Annotated in this window: 10 protein-coding genes; 3 read left to right on the top strand and 7 right to left on the bottom strand. The window is 55.3% G+C overall.

What is annotated here, in order from left to right; genetic code table 11:
• Positions 1-17 precede the first annotated feature (17 nt).
• The 3 genes from rpaB to AMR42_RS02545 all read left to right on the top strand — a co-directional run bounded on the left by rpaB (position 18) and on the right by AMR42_RS02545 (position 2227).
• Positions 18-746 carry a response regulator transcription factor RpaB gene (rpaB, locus tag AMR42_RS02535; protein WP_099531901.1) on the top strand — a complete coding sequence of 243 codons (729 nt, stop codon included), beginning with the start codon at positions 18-20 and terminating at the stop codon, positions 744-746.
• Positions 747-769: 23 nt separating this feature from the next.
• A complete protein-coding gene (locus AMR42_RS02540) occupies positions 770-1429 on the top strand; it encodes a cofactor assembly of complex C subunit B (protein WP_099531902.1) in 660 nt (219 codons plus the stop codon).
• Positions 1430-1606: 177 nt separating this feature from the next.
• Positions 1607-2227 carry a hypothetical protein gene (locus AMR42_RS02545; protein ID WP_099531903.1) on the top strand — a complete coding sequence of 207 codons (621 nt, stop codon included), beginning with the start codon at positions 1607-1609 and terminating at the stop codon, positions 2225-2227.
• A 296-nt stretch (positions 2228-2523) separates the two neighbouring features.
• On the opposite strand, the gene AMR42_RS02550 is transcribed toward AMR42_RS02545, so the two are convergent.
• The 7 genes from AMR42_RS02550 to gcvT all read right to left on the bottom strand — a co-directional run bounded on the left by AMR42_RS02550 (position 2524) and on the right by gcvT (position 14630).
• Positions 2524-4776 (bottom strand): ribonuclease J, encoded by a 2253-nt coding sequence (locus tag AMR42_RS02550; RefSeq protein WP_234406524.1) that lies wholly within the window; start codon positions 4774-4776, stop codon positions 2524-2526.
• A 1529-nt stretch (positions 4777-6305) separates the two neighbouring features.
• Complete coding sequence (dapA, locus tag AMR42_RS02560) at positions 6306-7193, bottom strand: 4-hydroxy-tetrahydrodipicolinate synthase (RefSeq protein ID WP_099531905.1); 888 nt, start codon at positions 7191-7193, stop codon at positions 6306-6308.
• Positions 7194-7409: 216 nt separating this feature from the next.
• A complete protein-coding gene (gene pcrA / locus AMR42_RS02565) occupies positions 7410-9791 on the bottom strand; it encodes a DNA helicase PcrA (RefSeq protein WP_099531906.1) in 2382 nt (793 codons plus the stop codon).
• 128 nt (positions 9792-9919) lie between these two features.
• Positions 9920-10351: a universal stress protein gene (locus tag AMR42_RS02570; RefSeq protein WP_099531907.1), complete on the bottom strand. Its 432-nt coding sequence runs from the start codon at positions 10349-10351 to the stop codon at positions 9920-9922.
• A gap of 227 nt (positions 10352-10578) precedes the next feature.
• On the bottom strand, positions 10579-11595 hold the full coding sequence (locus AMR42_RS02575; protein ID WP_099531908.1) for a hypothetical protein: 1017 nt from the start codon (positions 11593-11595) through the stop codon (positions 10579-10581).
• A gap of 137 nt (positions 11596-11732) precedes the next feature.
• A complete protein-coding gene (locus tag AMR42_RS02580) occupies positions 11733-13454 on the bottom strand; it encodes an NFACT family protein (RefSeq protein WP_099531909.1) in 1722 nt (573 codons plus the stop codon).
• A gap of 84 nt (positions 13455-13538) precedes the next feature.
• On the bottom strand, positions 13539-14630 hold the full coding sequence (gene gcvT, locus AMR42_RS02585; protein WP_304441454.1) for a glycine cleavage system aminomethyltransferase GcvT: 1092 nt from the start codon (positions 14628-14630) through the stop codon (positions 13539-13541).
• Between the last annotated feature and the right edge of the window lie 149 nt (positions 14631-14779).

The raw sequence follows: 14779 nt of genomic DNA on the forward strand, positions 1-14779 counted from the left end.
TTGGAGGAGGCCTCTCCTTGGATAGTCACAAAGAAAAAATCCTGGTTGTTGACGACGAAGCCAGCATTCGCCGCATTCTAGAAACCCGCCTGTCCATGATTGGCTATGAGGTGGTCACGGCTGCCGATGGCGAAGAAGCCTTGGACGTGTTTCGGAAGGCGGGGCCGGATCTGGTGGTGTTGGATGTGATGATGCCGAAGCTGGATGGCTATGGCGTGTGCCAGGAACTCCGCAAGGAATCGGATATTCCGATCATTATGCTCACGGCGCTGGGCGATGTGGCCGATCGAATCACGGGTCTGGAATTGGGGGCCGATGATTATGTGGTGAAGCCCTTTTCGCCCAAGGAGTTGGAAGCTCGGATTCGCTCGGTGTTGCGGCGAGTGGACAAAAACCACGCCTCTGGAATTCCCAGCTCTGGCGTGATTCAGGTGGCCAACATCCGCATTGACACCAACAAGCGCCAGGTTTACAAGGGCGATGAACGAATTCGGCTGACGGGAATGGAGTTTAGCCTGTTGGAGCTGTTGGTGTCGCGATCGGGCGAACCGTTCTCGCGGGCAGAAATTTTGCAGGAAGTTTGGGGCTACACACCCGAACGCCATGTGGACACCCGCGTGGTGGATGTGCATATTTCTCGACTGCGGGCCAAGCTGGAGGAAGACCCCAGCAATCCAGAACTAATCCTGACGGCGCGGGGCACGGGTTACCTGTTCCAACGCATTCTGGACGCAAACGAGGTTTAGGGGCCCGGCAGCCCTCGGCAGCTATGGCGCGATCGCAAACCAATCGTTGGCTGCAAAATTTGCCGATCGCGGTGGGCATGGCGATCGGGGTGGGGCTGTTTGTGAATCGGCTCTGGACTCCTCAAATCAGTGAGTGGCAGGCGAGATCGGACGTGGCCGGGACGATCGCCTGTGCTTTCTTAATTTTGACGGGGTTGCTCTGGCAGCGGGTGCAACCCAAGTTGCCGGACGCGGTGGAGCTAACGGGGCCGGAAGGGTTTGAGCTAGCGCCCGATCTCGATCGCCCGTTGCAGGTGGAACTGGCTTGGGCTTCCCACCTGTTGCTAACCAACACGGTGACCCGATCGGTGGTGGTTTACCGGGGCGATCGCACGGCTGGGCAAACGTTGCTTCGGCGCGGTGTTTTGGGCCCGCAAGCGATCGTCAAGCCGGGGCCGATCGTCCAGCGGGCGATCGATAAACAACAACCGATCTATCTCGTGGATTTGAAGGTTTATCCCGGCCGCATTGAGTTTGACTATTTACCCGAAAATACCCAGGGCGTGATTGTGCAGCCTTTGGGCGATCGGGGCGTGTTGATTTTGGGAGCCAACGCCCCCCGCAGTTACACCAACCAAGACGAGCGCTGGATTGCGGGCATTGCGGACAAGCTCGCCAACTCGATCGAAGCCGCAACTTTGTGAGGCATAGCAATGACTTGAGGCATAGCAATGACTCGCGATCAACGGTGGCTCGCAACCATGGGGAAGCGCTGTACGATCGGAACCATGCCCTATTAAAGAACTAGCCCACATGGGGCAGCACGAGCGATGGAACTAATCCCTTACGGCCGGTAATACCTCATCGATCGAGAGCGGGTTATGGCATACAGCGACTTTAGTTTGGCTCAGGCGATCGACCAATTTTCCCTGGATCTCTACGATCGACCTCATCATTTTGCGCCCGTGCCGCCGATTCATCCGAGCGATCGCCTGCGGGAACTGCTGCAAGAAAATGTTCCTTTGGCCCTAGCCAGTAATACGGAAAAGGCCCGATCAGAATGGATTATTGCGCCTATCTTGGTGGAGCTGCGGCGACAACTGGCAGGGCAAATTAGCCTGTTTTCTGGGATTGATTTTGATATTGATCCGAGCTGTGGATTGAACGGCCGTTGCGATTTTTTAGTGGCACGATCGCCCGAACTATTGCTCCTGAAATCACCTGTGACGATATTGGTAGAAGCCAAGCGCGAAAACATCAATAGTGGTTTGGGGCAATGTGTGGCTGAAATGGTCGCAGCTTGGCGATTCAATCAGCAGGCCAATGATCCCATTTTCTCGGTTTATGGAGTGGTGACCACTGGAACCACTTGGAAGTTTTTAGGGCTACATGATCGCGACAGCAGACTAATTTTAGAAATTGATTTAGATGAGTATTACCTCAACCAGCTCGATCGAATTCTTGGAATTTTGACGTTCTGCGTGACTGGCAAAGCCCCCTAAATGGAAGCCCCTGAAAGGATATTTGGATATTTGAGAAGTGCTTTGGGGTACTGACACAAGCTCATAAAAAATTCATAACCGATTCATCAATGCAGTAGCACAGCAGTCTTTGGGGGCTGGCTCATCCCATTTCTCAACCAACATTGATCAAGGATTGGAGGATTTTTGAACTCAGCCACTGAAGCTTGCTGTGCTACTGGAGATTAGGAAATTAGAAATTGCCGCGATCGATCAGCAACTTTCAACAAGTAACTTTCAACCAATTGCAATCGATCAGCGGATTTCAGGTGTTGGCCTTAGGAGGCGACACTGGCAGCGGTGCGGCGGCGGCGGCGACCCGAAGGCGCGGCGGGAGACTCAGGGGCGATCGAGTCGGTGGCAGCGGCAACGGCAGTGTTGCCCGTCGGAGCGGCCGGAGCCGGGCGATCGCGCCGCACAGAAATCGGAGCCGCGATCGGCTGTACCAACACCACCACTTGAGGCGTACCCACAAAGTCACGACGCAACAGCCGCTGGAACTCGCGCTCCAGTTCCACCTTCAGACCGCCCCAATCGATATCGTCATCGCTGCGGCGAGCCGGGTTGGTGACAAAACGCTCAAACCGGTTGCTGAGGAAGTTTTTCAAGGTCGCCCCGATCGCCCCAGTCAGCTTGGATGGGTCAATGCTGCTGACCACACCGCTCATATGCACCTGAGGATCGCAGGCCAACTGACCCGTGCTGTAGATGCTGGCGGCAACGGTCACCAGGCCTTCGTTGGCCAACTGTTGCCGTTCGCGCAGGGCCCGATCGCTCACCACGCCCGATCGAGACGCATCCACCAGTTCAATCCCCGAAGGAACCCGATCGCCAATCTTGATCGAATCCTGGGTCAGTTCCACCACATCGCCATTTTCGATGATCACCATATTGTCCGCCGGAATGCCCAAGCTCTGGGCAATTTCCGCGTGCTTCACCAACATCCGGTGCTCACCATGCACCGGCATGAAGAACTTGGGCCGCGTCAGGCTAATCATCAGCTTGTGATCTTCCTGGGAGCCGTGACCGGAAACGTGAATGCCCTTGTCGCGCCCATAGACCACATTCGCCCCCAGCATCATCAGCCGGTCGATCGTGTTCACCACCGCGATCGTGTTACCGGGAATCGGATTCGCCGACAGCACCACCGTATCGCCATTGCGAATTTTGATTTGGCGATGTTCGCCCTTGGAAATTCGCGTCAGGGCCGACAGCGGCTCGCCCTGGGAACCAGTAGTCAAAATCACCACCTTGTGATCGGGGTAATTTTGCAGCTCATGAATCGGCACGAACAGATCATCCGGGCATTTCACATAGCCCAAATTGCGGGCATGGGCGATCGTGTTCAGCATCGATCGACCCAACACCGACACCACCCGGCCTTGCTTGTGGGCAATGTCCAAAATCATGTTCACCCGATGCACCGACGATGCAAAGGTGGTCACCAACAGGCGACCCGGCGCTTTCGCAAAGGCCCGTTCCAAGTTCGGATAAACCGATTTTTCCGAAGGGGTGAAGCCAGGAATTTCGGCGTTGGTTGAATCACTAATCAGGCACAAAACGCCCTTTTCACCGTATTCCGCCAACCGCTGAAGATCGAAATATTCACCATCAACGGGCGTGTGATCAAACTTGAAATCACCCGTGTGAATCACCACACCCAACGGCGTGTGAATCGCCACCGAAAAGCTATCGGCCATCGAGTGGGTATTGCGGATAAATTCCACCAGAAACTTGGTTCCCACCCGCACAAATTCGCGCGGGCCCACGGTGCGAATTTCCGTGCGATCGCTCACGCCGGCCTCTTCCAACTTGTCCGACAGCAGCGCCATCGCCAGCCGCGGCCCATAGATCACCGGAATATCCACTTGCTTCAGGTGAAAGGCAATGCCGCCAATGTGGTCTTCGTGACCGTGGGTGACAATCATGCCCTTAATTTTTTCGCGATTGTCCCGCAGATAAGTCATATCCGGCAGCACAATTTGAATGCCGTGCATTCCATCGGTGGGGAACGCCAGCCCAGCATCCAGCATCATGATTTCATCTTCATACTCGAAGATGCAGGTGTTCTTACCAATTTCGTGCAAGCCACCCAGGGGAATAATTTTCAGCGTTCCGGGCTTGCCGTTACTGATGAATTGGGTTGAAGGTTGAGCGGCCGAAAAGTTAGTTCTGGGGGAAGCAGTCACGAGGTTTTGACTCATAGGGATAGAGGGGGAAAAGGTGCGATCGGTTGATTGAGCAAACGATTGATCCAAGGTCGCAGCATGATCTGCTTGCAACAATTTCTTGGGAGTGGCTTGGGAGTTGGAATTTCGCTTGCGAATTACGCTAGGGGCAGAGCGCCGAACATCATCACGGGAGCTATCTTTCACGTCTTTTGCTGCCACGTTTTTACTTCCAGGGGCGATCGGGGTTGCGGAAACTTCGGGATTCACTCCACGGGCCAACTCGCTGGCCAGCTCGCCACCGTTAGCCACGGAAGATTCGGAATCTGTTTGCTGACGAATTCGCTTTCTGACTTGAGTCATTTGCCTCCAGAAATTTCACTCAAAAATTGCACTACTTGGCGTTGGAATCGGTCACCAGACTGTTAGCAACGAATTGGGGAGTACCGTCATGTCCTCTCGTCGGGAAAGGAGCAAACCTGATTCGTGATGGTTAGTGATGGGCGGTACTCAGCCTGTTAAACGATTGAGCTGGTTGTCTCAATCAACCCGTCGTCCCCAGCCGAATCACGCGATCGGCGGTGGGTTGCTGCTGCGGGAAACTTGGGTCGGGATTGGGGCCCGAAGCTGGCAGAACCTTCTTGAAGGTTTTTCAAAAATTCTTCAAGAAAACGCTTTCTGAAAAGCGGCGCAAAATCCTGCCGTACAAAATTCTGCGGGGCAAATCTGCGGGGCAAAATTCTGTGGAATGCTGTGCCGAATTTTCTAGGCTCAACACATTCACCAAACTCATGGATTGCATCAAGGAGTAACCATCTGGGAAAAAACTTGCTTCAAGATCAGTCGGTGGATCCGTTCGATCGATCCAATTCACCACCGCCAATCAATCTAAATTCAACACAATGGTTGCTCTCAAAATTAGGATTCCAAATGGGGATTCCAAATGAGGATGATTTAGAGCGTTCAAAAGATTGTTCAAAAAATCGAACCCCTCAACCGGCCTAAGAGCAATCAAATGCGAGGACTCCCATCTTTATTAAACAAGCCACTGTTGGATATTCCGGATTCATGATTAGCTTGCAGCTCCCTGCTCGCGATGAGCCGTTGAAAATTTTGCGGATTTCACAGGTCGTCCAGAAAACGGTAATTGAGTCATGCTGAGCGATCGGGCGTTTTTTAACATGGTTAACGGCAATGGGCTTGTTTAATGGGTTAATTGGGTTTTTCAATTGGTTTTGAGCGAGATTTTAGTTGAGCCGCTTAGGGGATTTTTTTAATGGGACTGTTTCATGAACCGGCTGAACTGCATTGCTGGACTGCATTGCTTAAGCAAACGGCTGATTCAAAATTTTTAGTCAGAACTTTTAGTTAATCCGGAATCTAGTTCTTTAATTTTAAGCTGCCTTCAAGTGTTGCAGGGCTGGGCAGTGCCAATTTGCTCTCAGTCTAATCCAAGTTCTGGAATTTGGATGACTTAATTTGGATGATTTAATCCTATGCCACTCGATCGGGATGATGGTGAGTGAATGACTGGAGCGATCGGGCAGTTTATTTTGTCCAAGAGTCCGTGACTCAACTATCAGCAATCTGAAACTAACTCAAAAATTCATCAAAGCAACAAATTTGCAATTTTTCGGATTGGTGTTGCTGATTTTGAGCAAAGTTAACAGTCGTTGATCAACACTCTACTCAGTACTTTCTACCTAGTATTTTGCTCAATCTTTGACCCAATAGCTTGTGCAGTTATCGCCCTAGGGCTGTCCTTCGCCTGTTGGCTTGGGGCGATCGGGAAAGGGTCGATCGCGCACTGGGTTCATCGCCCGCTAATTGCCCATCAGTGACCCAATAATCACTGATCGCTCGCCCGTTGGTTGTCAGCGACTGTTGCTAGTTCACTGTGGCAGCAGGTCTAACTCCCCCATTGCCTGTTTCAAGGCTTGGCGAACAGGATCCGGGCAAGGGATCAACGGCAGGCGCGGTTCCCCCACTTCCCAGCCTAACAGTTCTAGCGCTGCTTTGACGGGAATTGGATTCGTGGTCAAGAACAAGGCTTTAAACAAGGGTAACAAAGCCAAATGTTCTGTCAATGCATCGTTGACCTGGCCCGCTTCAAAGGCGCGAATCATGCTTTGAATTCGATCGCCCACGAGATGGCTGGCCACGCTGACCACCCCCGAGGCCCCCACCGCCAACATCGGCAAGGTCAGGGAATCGTCTCCAGAATAGATCTTGAAGGTGGGCGGAGTCAGACGGCGGACGGCGCTCACTTGGTCAAGGTTACCGCTGGCTTCTTTGATCGCCACAATATTTGGCAATTCCGCCAGTTGGGCCACCGTTTCCGGCAGCAGGTTTTGGCCCGTGCGTCCCGGAATGTTGTACAGCATGAGGGGGAACTCGGGCACGGCGGCGGCGATCGCCCGGAAATGGGCGGCGAGTCCCTCTTGGGGCGGTTTGTTGTAGTAGGGAACCACTTGCAACGAACCGTCCAGACCGAGCTTAGCGGCCTTTTCGGTGGCGGCGATCGCCTCGCGGGTTGAGTTGGATCCCGTGCCGGCCATCACCTTGGCACTGCCCGCCGCTTGCTTAACGACGCGAAACAGTTCGTATTCTTCGTCCCAGGTTAAGGTTGGCGATTCACCGGTCGTGCCGCACACCACCAGCGTGTCGGTTCCGTGCGCCACGAGATTGCGCGTCAGTTGCTCGACGATCGTGTAGTTAACGCTGCCATCTTGGGCAAACGGCACGATCATCGCGGTCATGACTCGTCCGAAGTCAATCACCCAGTATTGTCCTTAAGTTAGAGCGACGTTACGTTTAGTTGATGCCATCTTAGCCGATTTGGGCGATCGCGCACGGCCCAATGGGCAATCGGGCGCTTGCGGGGTTTCCAGCGAGTTTTCTGAAGGGTTAATCAACCGGTTTTCGCCATTTTTCGGGGATCCCTCCCTGGGTCGATCGCATCAGAAAAACTTCGACCCTCGCGATCAGGCAGTGGCCTAATCCAAGCGCTGGAGGGGAGCCAGGTTGGGATCAAAGATTTTTTGACCCAAGCCGGGAAACCGCACCGAAATGGTGACTTTGCGCCCGGTTTCAAACACATGCATCACCTTCCCTTCGCCAAAGGTGTCGTGAATCACCCGATCGCCCACTTCCCAAGCTTGGGGCGGCGTGGTTTTGGTCGGGCGCGGATTGGGTTTGGGGGTGGGGCGGGCCGCGGCCGATCGCCGATTGGCCGATCCCATTGCTGATCCCAAGGCCGCCGGCCCCGATCGGCGATTGCTCCGCCCCTCAGTAATCAGGTGCTCCGGTGGCAGCTCGCCCAAAAACACCGACGGAACCGAAGGCTCGCGCATTCCTCCCCACAGCCGTCGTTCCTGGGCATGGGTTAAGAACAGTTGCTCCTGGGCGCGGGTAATGCCCACATAACAAAGGCGGCGCTCCTCTTCGAGCGATCGGGGATCGTCCATGGAACGGAAGTTGGGAAACAGCCCCTGTTCCAGCCCCACCAAAAACACCACCGGAAATTCCAGCCCCTTGGCCGCATGGAGCGTCATCAGAGAAACAGCGTTTTTGCCCTCCTTCAAATCATCCAAATCCGAAGCTAGCGCCGCATTTTCCAGAAAGTTCGTCAAGGAGCCGTCGCTGGTGTCTTCCGCATATTGGGTCATGGCGTTGGCCAATTCCGCCAAATTCGCCAGGCGATCGCTCGCTTCGTCCGTGCCCTCCGCTTGCAGTTCCCGCACATAGCCCGATCCCTGAAGAATGCCATCCAAAATTGTGGCGGCGGGTTGTTGATCCACCTGGGCTTGCCAGGTCTGAATCATTTGCACAAACTCCAACAAGGGCTTAGCCGTGCGTCCGGCCAGGGTTTTCACCGAAGTTTCATCACTCAAAATTTCCCAGAGCGGCACGCCCAACTGATCGGCCGCATTCTCTAGGCGATCGAGCGTTGTCTTGCCCACCCCGCGCTTGGGCACATTAATCACCCGCTTCAGGCTAATACTATCGTTGGGATTGGTGAGCAGGCGCAAATAGGCCAATGTGTCCTTAATTTCCTTGCGGTCATAGAACCGTAATCCTCCCACCATGGTGTAAGGAATTCCCAACCGCAGCAGCACATCTTCAAAGGGACGAGATTGGGCATTGGTGCGATACAAAATGGCAAAGCTGCCCCAATTTAATTCGGGATTTTGTTGCTCCAGCTTGCGGATTTTCTGAACCACATACTCCGCTTCATCCATTTCGTGGTCGGATTCATAGACCGCGATCGGGTCGCCGGCCCCGCGCGTGGGCCGCAATACTTTATCAATGCGTTCTGTGTTGCGTTCAATGAGTTCGTTGGCCACCTGCAAGATGTTTTCGCGCGATCGATAGTTTTCCTCCAGCTTCACCATTGTCCGCGTGTCGTCATCGGGCAGTCGATCGCCAAAATCATCCTGAAAATCTAGCAAAATCGTGAAGTCCGCCGCCCGAAACGAATAAATGGACTGATCCGCATCGCCCACCACAAAAATCGATCGATGGTTCCACTGGTCAAAGCTTTCGGAAGATTCCCCATTGGTCACCAACAGCCGAATCAAGTCGTATTGGGTGCGGTTGGTATCCTGATATTCATCCACAAGAATGTGGCGGAATCGGCTGTGCCAGTAACCCAAAACCGATTCATTTTGCTGAAAAAGCTGCACCGGCAACCCAATCAAATCATCAAAATCTAAGGCATTGTTCGCCGCCAAAGCCGCTTGGTAGCGATCATAAACCGTGGCGATTGTGCGACCGCGAAAAGTGGGATCATTGCGCTCCACCTCTTCCGGCGACAGGCCCTGATTTTTGGCATTGCTAATAGCAAAACGCACCTGTCTCGGCTGGAATTTTTTATCGTCGAGATTCAGGTCTTTCGTCACAATTTGCTTAATCAGGCTTTGGACATCGGATTCATCAAAAATCGTGAAATTTTTTGTCCAACGATAGCCTTTGGGATGCTGAAATTTTTCCAGATCAAACCGCAAAATTCGAGCACAGAGGGCGTGAAAAGTCCCGATCCATAGGTGCTTGATGGTGTCTTTATAGACCTGGGATTTCAGGCGCGTTTGTTCCTCGGGCCGCAGCAGGTCAAAGGGTTTGCCAAAGCGCGATCGTGCCTCCTGTTGGGCAAAGAGGGTTTCAATCCGCTCTTTCATTTCCCGTGCGGCCTTGTTGGTGAAGGTCACGGCCAAAATCTGATCCGGATCCACGCGGTGGTGTTGAATCAGGTGGGCAATGCGGAAGGTGAGGGCGCGGGTTTTGCCCGACCCAGCCCCCGCCACCACCAATAGGGGCCCCTGGTAATGTTCAACGGCGCGGCGCTGGGCGGGGTTCAGTTGGGCAAGAAACGCAGACATGCGGGCAAAAACGAGGATAGGCGATGGAAAACTAAAAACGGGCAATACCCAAAACCGGCAACACCCAACACAAGCACAACGCAAAAGGGGCGATCGGGCTGGACAGTTTCAGGGCGATCGGGCACAACTCAAGCGGCAGTTTTGGCCTTCACCACCAACACCGAACAGGGCGCTTGTTCCAGCACATCGCTGCTGACGGAACCTTGCAGAATGCGATCAATGCCGCTGAGGCCCCGGCTGCCAATGATGATTAAATCGGTGCGATGGATATTGGCCAAGCGAACAATTTCCGCAGCGGGTTCGCCACTGATGATTTCAATGGTGCTGGGGCAGGGTAGGCGCTTTTGGTAGGCCGCCAGTTGGGTTTCAATCTCGCGATACAAATCCGGTGCAGTGCCTTGGGGGCGATCGAGCGGCTGATCTAGATCGGTGCTGGTGGGCGGAATCACATGCACCAAAATTACTTTGCACTGATCGTTCAAATTGAGCGATCGCAGCATGGCAATTTCTGACTCGGATAATGCCGATCGATCCAGGGCCACCAAAACTGATTTCAACACTGCACCAAGTTAGCTAACGATTTTGCGGATAAAGGCAGCATACACCGCCCATTCTGGAATCTGGCTCCAGCCCCCACCAGACTTAACATTGTAAGCACTTGCGGTTGGGCGGTGGTCTGGAAACGCCGCCCGCCAAGAAATGCCAGTTCTGGAGTTCATCACCGGTTGATTCAAAACAGGGGATTGAAACTGATCAACCCAAACTCATCCCCCGACCTAGGGACTGCTTAGGGACTGCTTTGGATAAAACGCAGCCCGCTGATCAGGGGTTCCCCGCTGGGCGATCGCTCGATCGAGCGATCAGACCCCGAATGGGTTGCATAGAACAGTTCCACCGAACAAAGGGGGGCTGGTTGCTCGGCTCCCGCATCGTAGGGACAGCCATAGTACACCAGGCGATCGGCCAGGCGCTGGGTTTCGATCGGGCGGAAAGATTGATTATCGTTCAGAATTCTGACATAGGCTAAGGCGGCCGCTTGGGAAATGGGCCGATAAAACGACAGGCTGTAGCCCACGGATTCCGTGCCATCCCGCCGCGCTATCAGAGACAGATTGTTAAAGGGATAGATCCGCACCGAGCAGGGGGAAGTCACGTCATAAAACCCACAGGCCCGATTCAGCGCTTGCACCTGTTGAAAGTGCGATCGATTAAAGGGCTGGCGACTGAATCGCTCATCTTCCACATCCTCCAAAGGCTCCCCTGGCGGAGGGGCTAGCCAATCGGCTGGGTCGGGGGTTTCCGAGGTGAGTTCCCACAGTTCTGCACGACAGGGAGCCGCCCCCCGATCGCAATTCTGGGGCCGCTGGCCATCGGGGCCAACTTGATAGATTTGGGATCCTTCAATCAGAAGACCCTGTTGATCATTCAGCCAAAGGGGATTGGAAAAGCGGCCGCGATACTCAATGGCGCTGTTGGCCGTGCCGTGGCGCTCAACGGTGGTGGTGCCATCTGGCTCGATCGTGATTGATTGCCCCGTGCCGCTGCCTCCCAAAAAGTTGAAGGAGCGCCGGCCAATGAAGGGGAGTTCGTTAGGCGCTTGGCTCAAGGGGCCCAGCCGATCAGTCACGGGAGCGCGGGGAAAGGCGGTGACCCTGGGGTGGCGCGGGGCGATCGCGCTTCGCATCCCGATCGCCTGGGCCGGCCCGGAACTCCACAGGCCCCACAACAGAACGATCGGGAGAGCAAAGCGGCGGCCCCGCTGGCTCCAAGCCGATAGTGCGCAGTGATTGGTCAAGAGATTCATAGATTGATGATTGCTTGGACAGCGGGCAACCAACAGAAGCAGGGGACGATCGCCCCGTCTGGCCCCTGGGGTTGGGCAGGGTCTTCCGCAAAACGATCAAGCATTTCGAGCGATCGCCCTTCAGTCCGCCCAGATCCTTAGCCCACCAGCGATCGCTGTGGCTGTCCCCAAATCACCCGCTCATGCTTGTAAATCACTAGCCCCGGTTTAGCGCCTTTGGGTTTGTACAGATGCCGAGGTTCCGTGTAAATCACGGGAACCTGTTCTGCTTGCCGGGCCCGGCTGTAGCGAGCGGCTAGGTCGGCGGTGAATTGCAAATCGGCGCGATCGGGCTGGGATCCCGCTGGCATCCGCAACAGCACATGGCTGCCGGGAATTTCCTGGGCATGGAACCACAAGTCATAGGCCGTGGCCAACCGAAAGGAGAGTCGATCGTTCTGGGCATTGTTGCGGCCAATCCAGACTTCATAGCCGCTGGGGGTGGTGAATTTGCGGAACCCTTCACCGGGGTCGGGCAAGGCCCGGCGATAGCCCGGATCCTCCAAATAACCTTCCTGCACCAGTTCATCACGAATTTCTTCGAGGGCGCTCAGATCTTCAGGGCCGCCGTAGTCCTCAAATTCACTGAGGCTTTCTTCCACCTCTTCCAGGTAGGCTAATTCGCTGCGGGCGGCGAGCAGTAGCGGTTCGATCGCGCTGCGGGAGCGATCGAGCTTTTGATATTTTTTGTAGAGCTGTTGGGCGTTTTGGACACCGGTTTTCGCCGGATCCAGGGCGATGGTCACGGGTGCGCCGGTCTCAAAGTCCGGCAGGCTGATTCGATCCAGCCCCGGTTCCCAATGGTGCAAATGGGCCATCAACAGGTCAGCCCGCGATCGAAACTGGTCGGCTTCGGCGGATTGGGCCAGGCGATCGGTAAATTCTTCAACTTTTTTGCGCAGCTTGCTGGCGAGGTTGCTCACCTTTTGCCGCAACTGTTGCCAAAGCCGCTGGAAGGCTTCCCGATCGAGCCGATCGCCATAGTAGCGATCGAGCAGGTCTTGCACCGATGGGGCCGATCGCTGTTCCTGCCACCCCAGCACGTCGTAGCCCGCTTCCGTCCAACCGGGCGCAAAGTCTCCCATTTCCAGCCGTTTCAGCCAGCCTTGCCAAACTTCAAACAGCCGCCGCTGACCTGCCGGTTCCAGGGTTTCCACCGGCTGCTGGGGGTCAATTTCGGCCGCGGTCAGCAGGCTTTTGACCAATGGCGAGCTGAGGCCACGATAGGTTTTCAGCAGTTGGCGACTGATGGGGCCAGGAATCAGGGAAACCCGCTCCCACCAGCGATCAAAGGATTCGGTTGGTTGCGGTGTGGCCTCCGTCAGTTTGGGCGGCGCACTGTAGCGATCGCCCGTTTGGATCGGCCGCACCCGCGACTGCTGGGCGCTCACTTGGTGGGCTGCGGTGACGATCGTGCCGTCCGCCGTGGTCAAAATGGCATTGCTGTACTTGCCCATAATTTCCACGTACAGATGCCACAGGGGCGGATCGCCCGGTCGTCGGGCAAATTGCAAATCCACCACCCGCTCCCAAGGGGCCACCTCCGCAAAAGACACCAGGGCCAAGCCTTTCAGTTGATGCAACAACTGTTGGCTAAAGGTAAAGGTGTCCGGTTCCTTGGGCGGCGCGGCCCCAACGCAGAGCCGCGCCGCCTGAGGATGCCAGGAAATGCCCAACCAACCGCGCCGATCGATCGTTCGCAGGCAAAGGTAGACCGTGAAGCGATCGCGCTGAAAAACCTGTTCCAAGCGGGCCGGTAACCAGTCGCGCCGCAGTTCCCACAAACTCGCTATCAGGGTGGTGTAATCAACGGGTTGCATGGGACACTCTCGGGCGGGCAACGGATCAGGCGGCGGGTCAGGACGATCGGGGCGATCAGGGCGATCGGGCCAATCTGCAAACCACTAGGGTTTGGGACGGCGGTAGAAGGGACGATTGACCACCTCAGCGGTGATGAATTTATTCCGAATTTGCACCTCTAAGGCTTGCCCCACTTCCGCCAGGGCCGTGGGCACGTAGGCCAAGGCGATCGGGCGGTTGAGGGTGGGTGAAAATGTCCCGCTGGTGACAATGCCCACCGGCTCTCCCTGGTGCAACACCGGGTAATCATGGCGGGCGATGTGGCGATCGGGCAAGCTCAACCCCACCAGCCGGCGGGGAATGCCGGCCGCCTGTTGAGCCTCCAGGGCCGCCCGCCCCAGAAAGTCTCCCTTGCGATCGAGATGCACCAGCCAATCTAAGCTGCCTTCAAAGGGCGTGGTTTCCTCGGTGATGTCCTGACCATAGAGGGCCATGGCCGCTTCCAAGCGCAGGGTATCGCGGGATCCCAGCCCACAAGGAGCCACGCCCGCTGCAATTAACCGCTGCCAAAGCCGTTGCCCCGCCTCCAGATCCAGCATGATTTCAAAGCCATCTTCGCCCGTGTAGCCGGTGCGGGCCATGAAAACGGCATCCGTTCCCAGGTGCGTGCGAATCGATCGATAGAACTTGAGTTGTCCCAAATCCGCCGTGATCCAGGGTTGCAAGGTGGCGGCGGCGGTTGGCCCCTGCACCGCAATCAAGATTTGCTCGGGCGATCGATCCATGACCGTCACCGCCGGATCCAAGTGAGCCGCCAACCAAGCCAGATCCTTAGCGGTGGTGGCGGCATTAATAATCACCGTGGCGCGATCGGCCCCTTCGCTATAGACAATCAAGTCGTCCACAATGCCGCCCTGCTCGTTCAGCAGCACCGTATATTTCCCTTGCCCCGGCTGGAGTGGGCTGAGATCACTGGGCACTAACTGCCCCAAGGCCGTTTGCCAGGGGCCTTGCAGTTCCAGCTTGCCCATGTGAGAAATGTCAAAACAGCCCACGCCCGATCGCACGGTTCGGTGCTCTTCCATCAGGCCAGCAAACTGCACTGGCATTTCCCAACCGCCAAAACCGGTCATTTTTGCGCCCAGCTCAACGCAGGCGGCAAACAAGGGGGTACGGCGTAGCTCGATCGCGCTCAAGGGAAGAACTCCTGACTAGAAACCCAGAAGTGTTGAATGACAGATTCAGGTTATAAAAAAGGGGTAAGAAGATGTAATTCTTACCCCAAACAATCAAAAAGTAATACACCAATGTTACGCTCATTCTCTCAAATCGTCAAACCTATTCT

This window comes from Limnothrix sp. PR1529, assembly GCF_002742025.1.
Taxonomy (GTDB): Bacteria; Cyanobacteriota; Cyanobacteriia; order CACIAM-69d; family CACIAM-69d; genus CACIAM-69d.

Excerpts from the sequence above, each read along its gene's own strand:
- AMR42_RS02550 (WP_234406524.1), bottom strand. The coding sequence starts at position 4,776 with ATGACTCAAGTCAGAAAGCGAATTCGTCAGCAAACAGATTCCGAATCT.
- pcrA (WP_099531906.1), bottom strand. The coding sequence starts at position 9,791 with ATGTCTGCGTTTCTTGCCCAACTGAACCCCGCCCAGCGCCGCGCCGTT.
- AMR42_RS02575 (WP_099531908.1), bottom strand. The coding sequence starts at position 11,595 with ATGAATCTCTTGACCAATCACTGCGCACTATCGGCTTGGAGCCAGCGG.
- AMR42_RS02580 (WP_099531909.1), bottom strand. The coding sequence starts at position 13,454 with ATGCAACCCGTTGATTACACCACCCTGATAGCGAGTTTGTGGGAACTG.
- AMR42_RS02545 (WP_099531903.1), top strand. The coding sequence starts at position 1,607 with ATGGCATACAGCGACTTTAGTTTGGCTCAGGCGATCGACCAATTTTCC.
- AMR42_RS02540 (WP_099531902.1), top strand. The coding sequence starts at position 770 with ATGGCGCGATCGCAAACCAATCGTTGGCTGCAAAATTTGCCGATCGCG.